The 15025-nt window shown below is 52.1% G+C and carries 12 protein-coding genes; 3 read left to right on the plus strand and 9 right to left on the minus strand.

Features of this window, described 5'->3' with window-relative positions:
- Positions 1 to 534: a carboxymuconolactone decarboxylase family protein gene (locus ACO0LN_RS04880; RefSeq protein WP_422971516.1), complete on the minus strand. Its 534-nt coding sequence runs from the start codon at positions 532 to 534 to the stop codon at positions 1 to 3.
- 307 nt (positions 535 to 841) lie between these two features.
- Between ACO0LN_RS04880 and ACO0LN_RS04885 the strand changes: the two genes are divergently transcribed.
- Positions 842 to 2977 (plus strand): S46 family peptidase, encoded by a 2136-nt coding sequence (locus ACO0LN_RS04885; protein WP_422971518.1) that lies wholly within the window; start codon positions 842 to 844, stop codon positions 2975 to 2977.
- A gap of 58 nt (positions 2978 to 3035) precedes the next feature.
- On the opposite strand, the gene ACO0LN_RS04890 is transcribed toward ACO0LN_RS04885, so the two are convergent.
- Together ACO0LN_RS04890 and ACO0LN_RS04895 are read right to left on the minus strand one after the other, a co-directional pair.
- Complete coding sequence (locus ACO0LN_RS04890; RefSeq protein WP_422952589.1) at positions 3036 to 3449, minus strand: GFA family protein; 414 nt, start codon at positions 3447 to 3449, stop codon at positions 3036 to 3038.
- Positions 3450 to 3478: 29 nt separating this feature from the next.
- Positions 3479 to 6259 (minus strand): EAL domain-containing protein, encoded by a 2781-nt coding sequence (locus ACO0LN_RS04895; RefSeq protein ID WP_422971520.1) that lies wholly within the window; start codon positions 6257 to 6259, stop codon positions 3479 to 3481.
- A gap of 265 nt (positions 6260 to 6524) precedes the next feature.
- Between ACO0LN_RS04895 and ACO0LN_RS04900 the strand changes: the two genes are divergently transcribed.
- Both ACO0LN_RS04900 and ACO0LN_RS04905 read left to right on the plus strand, forming a co-directional pair.
- Entirely contained in the window at positions 6525 to 6722 is a 198-nt protein-coding gene (locus tag ACO0LN_RS04900; protein WP_422971522.1) for a DUF1737 domain-containing protein, read from the plus strand.
- Positions 6723 to 6755: 33 nt separating this feature from the next.
- The gene (locus tag ACO0LN_RS04905) at positions 6756 to 7556 is read left to right on the plus strand and encodes a lysostaphin resistance A-like protein (protein WP_422971524.1); all 801 of its coding nucleotides are present in this window, start codon (positions 6756 to 6758) and stop codon (positions 7554 to 7556) included.
- 83 nt (positions 7557 to 7639) lie between these two features.
- Here ACO0LN_RS04905 and ACO0LN_RS04910 read toward each other — a convergent pair whose 3' ends face one another.
- The 6 genes from ACO0LN_RS04910 to ACO0LN_RS04935 form a co-directional block, all read right to left on the minus strand.
- Positions 7640 to 8782 carry a hypothetical protein gene (locus ACO0LN_RS04910; protein WP_422971526.1) on the minus strand — a complete coding sequence of 381 codons (1143 nt, stop codon included), beginning with the start codon at positions 8780 to 8782 and terminating at the stop codon, positions 7640 to 7642.
- A 41-nt stretch (positions 8783 to 8823) separates the two neighbouring features.
- A complete protein-coding gene (locus ACO0LN_RS04915; RefSeq protein ID WP_422971528.1) occupies positions 8824 to 9306 on the minus strand; it encodes an SRPBCC family protein in 483 nt (160 codons plus the stop codon).
- Between the two features lie 82 nt (positions 9307 to 9388).
- Positions 9389 to 9754, minus strand: coding sequence for a response regulator (locus ACO0LN_RS04920; RefSeq protein WP_422971530.1), 366 nt, complete (start codon positions 9752 to 9754; stop codon positions 9389 to 9391).
- Position 9755: 1 nt separating this feature from the next.
- The gene (locus ACO0LN_RS04925; RefSeq protein WP_422971532.1) at positions 9756 to 12971 is read right to left on the minus strand and encodes a response regulator; all 3216 of its coding nucleotides are present in this window, start codon (positions 12969 to 12971) and stop codon (positions 9756 to 9758) included.
- Between the two features lie 64 nt (positions 12972 to 13035).
- Entirely contained in the window at positions 13036 to 13833 is a 798-nt protein-coding gene (locus ACO0LN_RS04930; protein WP_422971534.1) for a hypothetical protein, read from the minus strand.
- Positions 13826 to 14887 (minus strand): response regulator, encoded by a 1062-nt coding sequence (locus tag ACO0LN_RS04935; RefSeq protein WP_422971536.1) that lies wholly within the window; start codon positions 14885 to 14887, stop codon positions 13826 to 13828. Before ACO0LN_RS04935 ends, ACO0LN_RS04930 begins: the two co-directional genes overlap by 8 nt.
- Between the last annotated feature and the right edge of the window lie 138 nt (positions 14888 to 15025).

Below are 15025 nucleotides of genomic sequence, written 5' to 3' on the forward strand. Positions count from 1 at the left end.
TTAGAGGCTGACTTTAGGGAAGTCGATTTCCAGACGAGTGGCCTTGCCCAGGATATTCGTCAGGATATTCATGCCGACATGGGTGATGACTTCGATAATGTCGGCATCGCTGTAACCGTGGTCGCGCATTTCCAAAATTTCTGTCGTGCTCACTTCACCTGCATGTTCGACCAGTGAGCGGGCAAATTTCACGGCAACCGCGGCTTTCGCGTCCTGGCTGCTGCCTGCACGGTTGGCAGCCATTTCTTCATTGTTCAGGCCAGTGCCACGGCCTATGGCAGTATGGGCAGAGACGCAGTATTCACAGGAATTTTTTTGCGCGACTGCCAGGGCAATACGCTCGCGGGTTTGCGGGTCCAGGCTGCCTTCACCGGCAATTCCATGCAAGCCCAGAAAGGCGCGCAAGGCAGCAGGGGAATTGGCAAAGGCTTTCAAAAAATTCGGCACCATGCCCAGTTTTGTTTGTATCGCTTCCAGCAGGGCCAGTTGTTCAGCATTGGCAGTTTCTTTGGTGACGAGATTGATGCGGCTCATGATATTTCCATTCAATTGAGGTTGAGGTGAAGGTATTGATATGCAATTGCATGAACCACAGTTTGTACGTTTCATAGAAATATAGGAATAGACTAAATCTTGAATTCATTATTCCGATAAATGGAATAATTTAAAGTTTGCCATCTTCCCCTCGAGAAATGGAGGAACTATTTCAGCTAAGATATGTCTGTATTTGCGCCTAATTGCTTGTATTTCATGGTAATTAGTCAATTTGCTATGAATCATTTTGTTATGAAGCAATTAGCAAATCATACGTGTGACCTAAGAATTTAATTTGGAGTGTATTTTGTTTAAAACCCTTGCTCTTCCGCTGGCCCTGGCTGGTGTTGTTTCCTCTGCTTACGCTGACGAAGGTCAGTGGCAACCCTACCAGTTGCCACAACTGAAATCTGAATTGAAGCGCATAGGCATCAATGTGCCTGCAGAAAAGCTGGCGGATTTGCAAAAACACCCGATGTCAGCGATGGTGTCGCTCGGCGGTTGCTCGGCATCTTTTGTATCGAATACTGGCTTGGTCGTAACCAACCATCATTGTGCTTATGGTGCAGTACAAAGAAACTCGACAGCAGAAAAAAACTATATTGCGAATGGGTTCCTGGCAAAAACACTGGCAGATGAATTGCCCGCAGGCCCCGATGCGCGCATGTATATCACTGAAAAAGTCGAGAATGTCACTGCGCAGATCAACAAGGGGCTGACTGCCGCCATGTCTGGCCGCGCCAGGGCTGAGCATGTGGAAAACCGCATCAAAGAGTTGATTGCTGAATGTGAGCAAGACAAGGCATACCGTTGCTCGGTACCGAGCTTCCATCGTGGCCTGGAGTATTACCGCGTACGCCAGATCATGATACGTGACGTGCGACTGGTGTATGCACCCTCAGACAAGATAGGCAATTTTGGTGGCGAGATCGATAATTTTGAATGGCCGCGTCATACCGGTGACTATGCCTTCCTGCGTGCCTATGTAGGCAAGAATGGCCGCCCTGCCGATCTGTCTGTCGAGAATGTGCCATATCAGTCAAAAGACTTTCTGGTCGTATCTGCCCAAGGTTTGAAGAATGGTGACCCTATCTTGCTGGCAGGTTACCCGGGCCGCACCAGCCGCTACAAACTGCCGGCAGAAATACGCTATGCCCGTGATGTCAGCTACCCTGCCAAAGTGGCAGAAACCAAAGCTGATCTCGCCGTCATTGCCGCTGCAACTTCAGGCAATGCTGGTGCTGGTGTACGTTATGCCAGCGTAGCCAAAGGCCTCAACAATGGTTTGAAGAAAACAGAGGGCTTGCTGGAAGGCTTTGCCCGCAAGGACATCGCTGCCATCAAGGATGGCCAGGATGCAGAGTTTCGCCGCTGGTATGCCCAGCATGGCAGCGACAAGAATTTGTTGAAAGAGCTTGATACCGTCATCGCTGCCGACATGGCGATGTCAGAAGAAGAATTTGCCTGGTCGGTTGCCAGCACCAGCGAAATGCTGAAGAGTGCACGCACGCTCTACCGCCTGGCAGTGGAAAGTACAAAACCGGATGCAGAGCGCCAGCCCGGTTACCAGCAGCGCGACATGAATATCATCGCTGGCAAACTCAGCCGCCTGGAACAATCCTATCTGCAAAATGTCGATCAGGCCCGGTTCACTGCAGCGCTGCAAAGATATAGTAAATTGCCAGCAGCATCCCATCCAAAAGGTCTTGATGTATTGTTGCCGACACCAGAAAGTGTGGCCAGCCTGTATCAGCAAAGCGGCCTGGGTGAAACCTCCAAACGCCTGGCCTGGATGGGCAAGGACCGCAAGGCTTTTGAACAATCCGACGATGCTTTCGTACGCCTGGCCGTGAAGCTGCACGACACTGCCATGTCACTCGAAGAGCGCCGCAAAGAGCTCGATGGCAATCTGGAACGGGTGATTCCACAATACATGCAAGCCGTCATAGAATGGAAAAAATCCCAGGGCAAGCCAGTTTATCCAGATGCCAATTCCACCCTGCGCGTGACCTATGGCACGGTAGCACCTTACTCACCGCGTGATGGCGTCATCAAGGGCCCGTTCACGACAGTCGAAGGCATAGTAGAAAAGCACACTGGCAAAGCGCCTTTCAACATGCAGGAAAATTTATTGACTGCCGTGAAGGAAAAACGCTACGGTGTATTCAAGGACAATGTCCTGCAAACCGTGCCTGTCAATTTCCTGTCCAGTGCTGATACGACGGGCGGCAATTCCGGTTCTGCCGTCTTGAATAAAAATGGCGAACTGGTGGGTTTGAATTTTGATTCAACCTATGAATCGATTACCAAGGACTGGTACTTCGACACCGCCATCACCCGCGCCATTCATGTCGATATACGCTACATGTTATGGGTCATGAAAGAAGTTGATCATGCCGATAATCTGTTGAAGGAAATGACGATCAGGTATCAGGCGAAATAAGTGATTTGATTCATGTGAAAAGCGTGCCCCTGAAATGGGGCACGCTTTTTTGTACGTCTCAGGGTTTGCGTGGTGTCTGCTCAAAATGCCTGCTACTATCCGCTGTGCTCAGCCAGGACAGTTTATTCTCACAATAAATATCCATGCGCGGTGCCAGGCTTTCATGCTGATTGACTGTGCCCAGATACAGCATACTCAAGCCTGCATAAGTTTCCTGATTCGAGTTATACAGCGGTGTGCCGCAGTCAGTACAAAAATGACGCTGGGTACGCGATGTGACGGTATAGCTTTTCAGCAGTTCCTGACCCTGGGTGAATACCAGCTCAGCTTCCTTGACGACGACATAAGATGATAATGCTGCGCCCGTCATACGGCGGCACAGGCCGCAATGGCAGGCTACGATTTGTAATGCGGGGGCCGGGTAGTGATAGGCAATTTTTCCGCAACTGCATTGACCGCTGATTGTTTGCATAGTGTCTCCAATTTATTATTTATTCGAGCTCAGGCGCCTTCCCACTCCAGGCCTTTGCCATGTCCCCAGATCAGCGGGGCGACATAACTGCTGGCCCATGCCTCGACTTGTCCTGCTGGCATGGGGCGGGCGACACCGTAACCTTGTGCCAGTTCGCAACCCAGGCGCATCAGGGCGACACCATGTTCGGCACTTTCCACGCCTTCTGCAATCACGCCACGATTAAAGGCGCGTGCCAGGCCGATGACGGCGCTGATGACGGCCAGATCGTCCTTGTCTTCCAGCATATCACGGACAAAGCTCTGGTCGATTTTCAGGGTATCGGCGGGCAGGCGTTTCAGGTAAGACAGTGATGAATAGCCAGTACCAAAATCATCAAGTGCAAAGCTGACGCCGATTTGCTGACAGGCCAGCATGACTTCGCGCACGTGCTGTATATCCTTGATGGCTGCGGACTCCAGTATTTCTATTTCCAGGCGTTCAGGGGCGACATCGGGGTAGGCTGCCAGCACAGCACGCAGGCGTTCGACAAAATCCTTGCACTGGAAATGGCGGGCCGCGATATTCACGCTGATAACCCAATCTACATGCAGATGCGTCCATATCCGCAATTGCTCCATGGCCTGTTGCAAGACAAAATCACCAACATCGATGATTAGGTCTGTGTGTTCTATGAGTGGCAAGAAATTCAGCGGGCCGACGATGCCCTGCTCAGGATGTTGCCAGCGCAACAGCGCCTCCATGCCGACGATGCGGCCCTCGCGCATATTCACTTTGGGCTGGAAATATAAACGCATCTCGCCCTGTTGCAGGGCCTGGCGCACGCGGGCACGCTGGTTGTGATGGGTGCGCAATTGCTGGTCTTGCTCGGCGTCGAATAAATGAAATTGATTGCGGCCATTCAGCTTGGCCTGATACATGGCCTGGTCGGCACAGCGCAGCAGCGTATCGGCATTCACATCATCACGCGGAAAAATTGCCACGCCTATGCTGGCCGACAGGCTGATGCTTTGCTGTTCTATTTCATATGGCTGCGCCAGCTCTGCCAGCAGCAATGCGAGGTTTAATTCCACGCCGGCGATGTCACGCTGGTTTTGCAGCAGCACGACAAATTCGTCACCACCCAGGCGTGCCACATGGTGCTCGCTACCTGCGTTGTCTTCGAGGCGGCGTGCGACTTGCTGCAATAATTTGTTGGCAAATTCCTGGCCATGGCTTTCGTTGATGGCCTGGAAGTGATCAAGGTCGAGCAGGCAAACTGCCAGCCAGGTTTCCTTATCATGGGCAGTTTGTATCGAAGTGCTGAAGCGCTCTGCCAGCGCCGCACGGTTTTCCAGCCCGGTCAGGATATCGTGCCCTGCCTGCCAGCTGAGCTGCTGCATCAGTTGATGCTTCTCGCTGACATCGCGAAATACCAGTACACAGCCCATGACGGTGCCATCTTTTTGCCTGATCGGTGCTGCGGTGTAATCGACTTCAAACTGCTGGCCGCCACGTGCCGTCAGGAGCTGATTATTCGCTTGCAGAATCTCGGTACTCTGGCAAATCTGCTGCAAAAATTCTCTCAGCTTGTCGCGCTGCTGGACGTCGCTTAAAGCAAACACATCGGCCAGTTCATGCGCCTGTGCTTCCTTGCGGTTCCACCCGCAAATTTGCTGCGCTACCTTGTTGAGCATCAGTATGCGTCCATCGACATCCGTACTGATGACGGCATCACCGATAGATGCCAGGGTGGTTTCCACTCTTTCATTTGCTGCCGCCAGCGTGGCCTGTGCCTGGTTGCGTTCACTGATGTCGATGAGTGCGCCCACGCTGCCTGTGGCTTCGCCATCGACATTGGTGAAACTGGCCTGGTAATAAATTACATCGATTATCTCACCAGCAGCCTGTATCTGGATTTCCCTGACCAGCTTGCCATGTTCATTTTGCAGGGACGGCGTGGCGTTATTGCCCAGTGCCAGAACAGGCATGGGGCGGCCAACGACATCGGCAGCACTCAGCGCAAACAATTCTTCCCAGGCGCGGTTGATGCGTTGACAAATACCGTGCTGGTCTTGAAAGAAGATAGGAATAGGCAGGGCGTGCAGCAATTGCCAGGTGAAATGCAATTGCTCGCTATTGGCGCGCTGGCTGCGTTGCAAGGTCATGAGCAGGGTCTGCACTTCATTGGCCATGCCGTTGAAGGTGGTCGCCAGTGCGCGCGCTTCTCCCGTGCCAGTGACTGACATTCGTATCGAATGCTGGCCTTTCTTGAATTTGTCCGTAGCATCTGCCAGCCTGCGCAGGGTTTTGACATTCGAGCGCAGGATCAGGCCCAACAAAAAATAAATAGTGAAAATAATCAGCAGTGAGATCTTGGCCTGGCTCATGACTTTTTGCCAGATATGGGTATTTTCGCTGGCGATGCTGGTTTCCAGGCTCAGTGTGCCGATGTCGCCATTTGTCAGCTGGACCTGCCTGGATGTGCGTTCTGCATGCAGGGACAGCAGGCGGTTGAACCAGGCAGGGGAACTGGCTGTTGTTGCAAGCTGGTCCTGGCCCTGTATCTGTCCCAGCTTGTATTGCCAGGTGACGCGCCAGAGTACCGGGCTGGCTTCTACTTCTTGTATCAATAGCTGGCGTATGGCTTCGCTATCGCTTTGTGCTGACAGGTTGCTGAGGGTAGGTATCAGGTAGTGAGAGCTATGCCTTAATTCTGTAGAGATTCTTTGTTTTGCATCGGCGACTTCGCTGTTGATCATCAGGTAGTAGCGCAGGGCGCTGACAGCGATGATCAGGAAAAAAAGGGGCAGGAATAAACGGGTATACACTCCTCGCTGTTGCCATCGCTGTAAAAATTTTTGTAATGTTTGCACAAATTCAACAAATTTCAGTGAAGTGAACCAGTTTGGTTGAGGAGGCTTGCAGAAAGCTAATTGTGAGTAATTGTAACCTGAAGATTAATATTGCCGTATTGAAAAAAAGTAATACATGGCAAATATGTGTTGCCGCTTTTTTGTGCATACCCTGCCAGGCAGCCATCATCGAATATAATGTGCCCTCCCCTATGATCCTGCAGTTTGGAGTGCACTCATCATGAAACTCTACCGTTACCTGACTGGCCCGGACGACAAGACTTTTTGCCTGCGCGTTACCGCCGCCCTGAACCAGGGTTGGACTCTGTATGGGGGGCCTACGCTGAGTTTTAATGGTCAGCAAACCATCGCCGGACAAGCCATCATCAAGGAAGTCGATGGAGAATTCTCACAAGACCTGGACTTGTCCAGCCTCTAGGCGCGACCCTGAGCAGACTTATACGCCACAGCAATGAATCAAAAACATGAGAATTTCCCGACTGCGCTGGAAGCCTTCTTCCTGATCATTTTCTTGCTCGGGGCTGAGGTATTGTTGAACATGCTGGTACACGACAGCATGTTCATCACCGGTGTCAGCATGGAAGAAGTCGATGGCGTCATCATGGTATTGGCGAATGGCGTGCTGTTTACGGCGGTGTTGCACTACAAGGGCATGAGCTATAGAGAGCTATTCCATTCCTCCGCAGCGCTTACGCCTGCTCGTCTCTGCCTGATCATGGTGCCGGTCATGCTACTGATACCAGGGCTGGAATTATCATTGAGTTTCATTGGCGGCGCGTTGGAAGAATGGCAACCTGTACCTGCCGGCCAGCAAAGAATATTCGATGAGATGATGAGCAATGGAGTGCATTCCATCATCATTGCCTGCCTGGTTGCACCTGTGCTGGAAGAGATGCTGTTCCGCGGCCTGGTCTTGCGCAGTTTTTTGCAACAATATCCGCGCAAGCTGGCTTTTCTGGCGTCAGCGCTGTTGTTTGGCATGGCTCACATGAATATTTATCAATTCCTGTGTGCTTCGCTGCTGGGACTGGTCTGTGCCTGGCTATATGATAAAACGCGCTCCTTGTGGCCGGGCATTGCTTTGCATGCAGGTTCGAATGGCGTCGCCCTCTATGCCTACAGATGGGCAGCGGCGCGAGGTATCAGTGGCAGCTGGCATCCATCGACAGCGCTTTGTATTACGGCCCTGGTATCCACCAGCATAGGTATTTACCTGTTAAGGCGCATGCTGGTGGTGAAAGACTTGAGCTAGAGCTTGCTACAGGCACAGCAGCCTGTCCGGCTGCTATGCAGATAAGCAAGATCAACAAAATACCGGGGCAGGTGGTGTGAAAATCAGACTGGTTGCATTTCACGCTTCAGGCGGCGTGGTACTTCCCAGTCAAGTTCGGTTTCACGCTTTTTTTCCAGCGCATCGATGTGCTTGAGTTTTTTGCCTTCGACAAACTGGCCGGACAACAGCAGGCGCGGTTTGCTGGCAGCGGAGACGAAACCATGCGTGGCCCAGCGTGAGCGCGGCAGGCTTGTGGCAGCCAGGATGCCATAATCGGCACCGCAACTGATGCCTTTTTCAGCGACCAGGGATTCGCCAGTCTTGATGTATTTGGCGGCATAGATGCTGCCCTTGGTAGCAATCCAGCGGCCACTGTGAATTTCACCGCGCAGGCTGCTGACTTCGCCAGTCGCACGCAGATAACCCCAGGTACTGATATCGCCCTGGCTATGGATACTGGCCACATCAAGATTACCCTGACATATCAGATTCGCGGCAAACAGCGCACCCTCAACCTGGATATCGGTTTCACTGAACAACTCACCCTGGCAATTACAATCACCTGCAACGTGGATGGCAGCTGCCGACAAATGGCCGCCAACGAACTGGATTTCGCCCACTTCAAGCACATCATCCAGTTGTACATTGCCATGGCAATCAAGGTCGGCACAGGCAACATAACCAAGCGCCTGGATATCGCCAAAACCACCAAAGGCATCATGATGATCATAACGTTTCAGTATGGCGGGATGTACCAGGATATCCATATAGCTGCTACCATCTGCTGCCGGTTTGCGCTGGTCGAGTTCCAGCATGCGTGCCATCCAGTCGGCGCTGCAACCGGTCTTGATGAGGTATTCAACATCGATATTGCCACCGGCATCCAGCGCATGGCCCACATACAGGGATTGCACGCGGATATCACCGGTGACCGTCAGCTTGCCGAGGCAAAACACTTCTTCTGCTTCTAAATCGCCATCAATGAGGCAATCACCACCAACAATGAACTGGGTGGTGATCACGGCATCACCCTGGATATGCACGTCACCCGTGCTGGCAAATTGCTTGCGTTTCAAACGTGCGGTCTGTACCGGGGCAGGCAAGTCCAGAGCAGCCAGAACAGGCTTCTTGGTTGCAGGAGTAGTGCGCTTGGTCATGGGGGCCTTGGTGTAAAGATAAGTGATGACGGGATTACTGATCCGCATTATCCCTGAAATGCAGGTGGCTCAGCAATCCTTCAATGTTGTCAGGACGGCAGAGCATCCAGCCGTCCGCTTTCTGCCAGTTCGCGGATGATGCGCACAGTTTCGACGTCAGCTTCCTGATACGCCGACTTGCGGTATTCGTTATACATTTTCGCTTCAGCATCTTCTGCTTCAGCATTGCCACTGTCATAGGCGAAACGGACAAACAGCGCATCTGGTTGTGGTTCTTCTATGCTCATACGCAATGAAGACTGCGGGATATCTTTCTGCGCCGCGACATCATAATGTACATGTTCAAGATGGACGAGGCTGACACGGTCAGTGATTTCCAGCGCGCCATATTTCAGGGTACGCGTCATGCTGGCTTCATTGCGGTCCATGATGCTGGCGTCATCGAGATAAGAGACAAACAACCTTGGCATTTCTGCCCGCAAGACCAGGCCACGCCATAATTGTTCGCGGCTGATGACCTCGACGGCGGGATTGCCGAGGTCATTGATTTCTACTAAATGTTCAAATTTCATGGAGCACCTTTATTCTGATGCCGCCAGTTTACTCCAGCTTGCTCTTGCCTGCTCTTGCTTTCCCCAGTCTGCGAATCTGGATTCAGGTCTTGAGTATGGAATCAACCAGAGATAAAAATGCCTGGTAGCGTATCGGTTTTGCCATATAGGCATCACAGCCAGCAGCGCGGAAGCGTTCTTCATCACCACTCATGGCAAAGGCGGTCAGGGCAACAATCTTGATATGGGCGGTGCCAGCGGCAGCTTTTAGCTGCCGGGTAGCGGTCATGCCGTCTATGCCGGGCAATTGCATGTCCATCAGGATCAGGTCAGGCAATTCTATTCTGGCAACTTGCAAACCGGCCTCGGCATCGACGGCCTGCAACACTTCGTAGCCAGCATTCTGCAACAGGAATGCCGCCAGCTTCATATTGACCGGATTGTCTTCAATGATCAGTACACGCGCCATCTTACTTGCCCCTGCCTGCCATGGCTCGCCTTACTTCACCGATGAAACGGCCGTGATTGAAATCAGATTTTTCCATGACTTTTTTAACATCGCCATTCAGGCGCATCCTGTCGTCGGTGGTTACCTGCTTGGCGGTCAGGATAATAATCGGGATACTTGCTGTGACTGTATCACTTTTCAGGGCCTCCACCACATCAAAGCCATTAATTTCAGGCATCATCAAATCCAGCACGATCAGGTCTGGCTTATGCAGATGTGCCATGTCTATACCTTCCTGCCCGCCCAGGGCGGCCAGGGTTTTATAGCCGAAGATATCAAGTTGTGTCGTCACCAGACGCACGGCTTTGGGATCATCATCCACTACCAGGGCAGTTTTTTGTGCAACCGCAGAGTATTTGCCAAAGCCCATGGCACTCAGGGCAGCAGTCAGGTTTTCACGGGCGATGGGTTTTTGCATGACATGGGCAGCGCCCAAAGACAGGCCACGGCCACGGTCGGCCACGATGGAGATGATGACTACCGGGGTTGAGGAAAATAAGGGATGCTGTTTGAAATTTTCAAGAAATTCCCAGCCATCCATGCCAGGCAATAAAATATCCAGGGTAATCAGGTCCGGGTGTTCGTGCTCTGCCATGGCCAGCGCTGCTTCTGCCGTGGTGGCGCGGACGATGCGGAAGCCTTCGCTTTCCAGTTGCACGCGCAAGACTTCGGCGGCCTGGTCATCGTCTTCTATGACCAGTGCGAGCAACTCGCCCTGCACATGAATCAGATTGTTACTGGCAGCGTTGCTGTTGTTGATGTCATTGACGGTATTGCCGACAGTGCTACTGTCATCAGCATCGACATTGGCATTGATACCCGTAGCAGCTTGCGCTCTGGCTTTGAGCGGCAGGTTGGCAGTACGCCATGGCAGCAAGACGGTGAAGGTCGAGCCCTTGTCAGCAATGCTGGTCAGGGTGACACTGCCTTCATGCAGCTCGGCCATGCGTTTTACCATGACCAGGCCCAGGCCGGTGCCCTGATGTTTGCGCGACAGGCTATTGTCTATCTGGGTGAAAGGTTTGAACAACAGCACTTGAGACTCTTCTGGTATGCCTATGCCGCTATCGCTGACCATGATTTCCAGATAATGTTCAAACCGTCCGCCCGCCACCAGATAACCATCAATCCGGCGCGCCGAGATATGCACACGGCCACCCTCAGGAGTAAACTTGACGGCATTTGACAGAAGGTTGTAAATTATTTGCTTGACCTTGACTTCATCGAGCCAGATATCGTGCAGGTTGTCCTGGATTTTGGCTGTGACCTGCAGATTCTGCAGACTGGCCTGCTCACGTACCACTTGCAAGCTCGATTGCACGACTGAACCGATATCCGTAGGTTCCAGATTGATCTGCATCTTGCCTGCTTCTATTTTTGACAAATCGAGAATGTCATTGATCAGCGCCAGCAAATGTTTACCGCTATTGAAGATATCTGCCGAGGCATCTTTTTGCTGGGTGGACAAGCTACCCAGCAAGCCGTCCTTGAGTATTTCAGAAAAACCGACAATCGCATTCAACGGGGTGCGCAATTCATGGGACATATTCGCCAGAAATTCAGATTTCATGCGGCTGGCCTGTTCCAGTTGCTGATTCTTGGCAGCGATTTCTTCGCTACTACTGCGTAATTGTTCTGCCAGTAGTTTAAGGTCATTGTATTGCCGTAGATTATGCAGGGCGACACCGAGCTGGCTGGCCAGCCTTTCCAGAAATGCCTGTTCGCCGGCAATGATATCGTTGGTGGTTGCCAGCACCATGACTGCCAGACGGTGATCCTGGTACAACACCGGTACCATCAACACATGCCTGGGGCTGAAATTTCCCAGCCCGGTTTGCAGGCTCAGGCGGCTGGCATCAAGCGAATTGGTTTTACCGGTCAGCGCAACCTGGCCCAGCATGCCCTCGCCCAGCTCAAATTCACGCGGAATATCGCTGGCCAGCCCATAGCTGGCTTCACAGCGAAAGTGTGCATACCATTCGTCGAAACCATACAGTGCCGACATCAGGTAGCCATGCCTTTCGGCCAGAAGGTTCAACAGGCCATCAAAGATTTTACGCCGCTCAAAGCTGGCGGCAAACAGGTTCTGCGCCTTGACCTGGGTGTCGTCATAATGCGCCGCGGTGCGCAGTTTACGTTCGGTAAGTATGAAATCCGTCACGTCCACATTCACCGACAAACCACCGATCAGCTTGCCAGCATCATCGCGCAAGGGAGCAGTGCTGTTGGAAATGGTTTTACGGGTGCCGTCAAAGCAGCGAATGTCTGCCAGTTCATTGAGTATGGTTTCACCTGTTCGCAGGGTACGTGCCATGGCCCATTCATCAGACTCGATACGCTTGCCACTGTCTGGCCACCAGCCTGCATATTCACCATACTGATCTGCACTGACAAAACGGCTGCCGCCCCAGATGATTCTTGCACCGGGGTTGATGGTAGTCAGCATGCCGTCGACGTCAGAGATCAGGACACCGACCGGCAAAATGTCGAGCACCTGCTTCAACAGGGATTCGCTGTCACGTACGGCAGTTTCTGCCAGCATGCGCTGGTTGACATCTCGCTTGAACTGCCAGCAAAGCAAGGCACCGCCCGCCAGTGTAATGAGGAGTACCAGTATGCCAATATTGCGGGCCTGCAAATAATTGTTTTCGACTTGAGTCTTGCGTTGTTGCAGCAAGACTCGCTCTTCTTCTTCTATGCTGTTGATCTGCGCCAGCAGGGCTTCCATGATGATACGCGGCGTACCGCTGATCAATTGCCTGCGTACCGCTGCATAGCCATCTACCTGATAGACCTGCAAGGTATTGTCCAGTGCGTTCAGCCTTTCTTCGAGTTTTTGCATCAGATTTTTATACAGCAATTGCTGGCGTGGATTATCCGCAGTCAGCTCGGCGATGTTCTTGGCCGCCTCACGTACCTGCCTGGACTTGCTGTCGCGCTGACCGGTGAAGACATCATCGCCAGTGATGAAATACAGGCGTTGTATGCTTTCCAGTTCCAGCACTCCTGACCTGACGTCATTCAACTTGTCCAGCACCTGGTAGGTATGCGTAACCCATAAGGAATTTTCACGATAGTCTTGCAGTGAGCGGTACATTTGCCAGCCTGCGGACAACAGTAAGAACAGCCCGAACATAAGCCCTGCGAGCAGTCTAAATTCGGTACTGAGTTTTTTCATGATGCATTTTCCATGGTGAACACGGGTGAACTAGGACTTCATGTAAAACTTCTTGCAAATCGTGCTAATGATCTGGTGGCCTGCCCAACCTGGGTTCAGGCGCAAATGCGATCAGGGTACCCACGCTTAGGTCCAGTACAAAATAGTCCAGCCTGTGTTGCCCGTCCAAGCGGGTCTGTACCCGCCGTTTGCGTACAGCTGCATAGGCATCCTGCAAGACTGCTGGCAACTCTTCAATCTGCGCACCTATATTGATCTGTGTCTGATCAAGCTCCTTGAGTACGCGGATGGCAGTACTGTTAAATTTGCTGACGACGCCATCGACCATCAGGCATGCACCCATGGGCAGATTATCGATGGCATCTGCCGTCATGTCCTTGTGGATGGAATACATGAGTGCATCCAGGGTACGGAAGGCGTGTGCAGTGCCTGCATTATTGAGAATACCGTTGTATTCTTTCAACAGGCGTTCACGTTCACGGTTTACTGCATATTGTTTCAATGCCAGATTCACCGTTGCCTGCAATTCTTCATCCTGCCAGGGTTTGGTCACCACCATGAATGGATGGGCCTGGTTGACGACTCTCAGCACACTGTCCAGATCGGGATAGGCAGTCAAGATCAAACGCACGATATCCGGGTGCTTTTCTTTGCTGCTGATTAAAAAATCAGCAGCAGCCCTGTCGCGCGGTTCGCAGATCAGTACGCCTATATGGTGCTCTGCCATGATGGCTTGCGCTTCCCGTGCATTGCTGGCGCTGCGCAGAGGGTGTGGTAAAGAATTAAGCAATCGTAATAATGCTTGCAGCAGACTGGCATCGTCATCAATCAGCAGGATAGCGGGAAGTTGGGTTTCAGGCATCGGCATGCAGTTCGTAAATAGCAGCAAAGCGGTGGGCCTCTGCGACAAAGCAGGACAATACTGCCGGATCAAAATGCTCAGGCTCGGTACGGCCATCGCCTTTGATAATGATGTTCATGGTGTGCTCATGATCCAGTGCCGGCTTGTAGGGGCGGCGGCTGCGCAAGGCATCATACACATCGCAAATCTGCATGACCCTGGCCGCAATGGGGATGGCTTCACCCTTGAGCCCATTTGGATAGCCTGTGCCATCCCACCGCTCATGATGGTTCAGGGCGATCTCTGCACCCATTTCGGTATACGGTGAAGTGCCGCTGGACAGTATGCTGGCACCCAGCGCGCAATGGGTGCGCATGATATTCCACTCGTCATGATTAAAACTGCCGGGTTTTAACAGCACATGATCAGGTATGCCTATCTTGCCTATATCATGCATGGGGCTGGCCTGGAAAATTGCATCATGAAATTCACCAGGTAAATCCATGGCTTCTGACAGCGCGCGGCAGTAGTAACTGATGCGGCGTACATGATGACCGGTTTCTTCATCCTTGTGCTCAGCCGCACGCACCAGCGTGAACACGGTATCGCGGTAAGCGTCTTCCAGTTGGGCGGTGCGCTTTACTACCTGGCTTTCCAGAATACGGTTATGGTCATTCAAAAAATCACCGTATTCCTTGAGACGTAGGAGATTGCGTACGCGCACGCTGAGGTCGGCACTGTCTATGGGTTTGGTCAGGAATTCTTCGGCGCCTGCCTGCAGGGCGCGTAGTTTGGAGGCACGGTCATCCAGTGCAGTCAGCATGATGACAGGTACAGGCTGGGTCAGGGGATTGGCCTTGAGTTCGGCAACGGTGGCAAAGCCGTCCATGCCCGGCATCATGATATCGAGCAGGATAAGGTCAGGCTGGGAAAAGGCAGCAATTTTGAGCGCGTCAGCGCCATTGCCCGCACTCAGTGTAGAATAACCCTCAGCACGTAGGAGTACTTCCAGCAAGCGTATATTTCTTGCTTCGTCGTCAACCAAAAGGATACGAGCAGATTTCTGGTCTTTCATAAAAGCCATCCCCCTGAGTAAAAGAATAGTCTTAGCTTAATCAATTGTCTAGCCTTTATTTCTATCTTTTTGGCAACAATTTTCCTATTGTCAGTATGTGATTGTGCTTGTCAGCTTGCTGGTTTATCTGTGCGGATG

The sequence above is a fragment of the Undibacterium sp. TC9W genome (assembly GCF_049339865.1).
Classification (GTDB): domain Bacteria; phylum Pseudomonadota; class Gammaproteobacteria; order Burkholderiales; family Burkholderiaceae_D; genus Undibacterium.

Excerpts from the sequence above, each read along its gene's own strand:
- ACO0LN_RS04900 (WP_422971522.1), top strand. The coding sequence starts at position 6,525 with ATGAAACTCTACCGTTACCTGACTGGCCCGGACGACAAGACTTTTTGC.
- ACO0LN_RS04930 (WP_422971534.1), bottom strand. The coding sequence starts at position 13,833 with ATGCCTGAAACCCAACTTCCCGCTATCCTGCTGATTGATGACGATGCC.
- ACO0LN_RS04925 (WP_422971532.1), bottom strand. The coding sequence starts at position 12,971 with ATGAAAAAACTCAGTACCGAATTTAGACTGCTCGCAGGGCTTATGTTC.
- ACO0LN_RS04935 (WP_422971536.1), bottom strand. The coding sequence starts at position 14,887 with ATGAAAGACCAGAAATCTGCTCGTATCCTTTTGGTTGACGACGAAGCA.
- ACO0LN_RS04890 (WP_422952589.1), bottom strand. The coding sequence starts at position 3,449 with ATGCAAACAATCAGCGGTCAATGCAGTTGCGGAAAAATTGCCTATCAC.
- ACO0LN_RS04920 (WP_422971530.1), bottom strand. The coding sequence starts at position 9,754 with ATGGCGCGTGTACTGATCATTGAAGACAATCCGGTCAATATGAAGCTG.
- ACO0LN_RS04910 (WP_422971526.1), bottom strand. The coding sequence starts at position 8,782 with ATGCGGATCAGTAATCCCGTCATCACTTATCTTTACACCAAGGCCCCC.
- ACO0LN_RS04915 (WP_422971528.1), bottom strand. The coding sequence starts at position 9,306 with ATGAAATTTGAACATTTAGTAGAAATCAATGACCTCGGCAATCCCGCC.
- ACO0LN_RS04880 (WP_422971516.1), bottom strand. The coding sequence starts at position 534 with ATGAGCCGCATCAATCTCGTCACCAAAGAAACTGCCAATGCTGAACAA.
- ACO0LN_RS04905 (WP_422971524.1), top strand. The coding sequence starts at position 6,756 with ATGAATCAAAAACATGAGAATTTCCCGACTGCGCTGGAAGCCTTCTTC.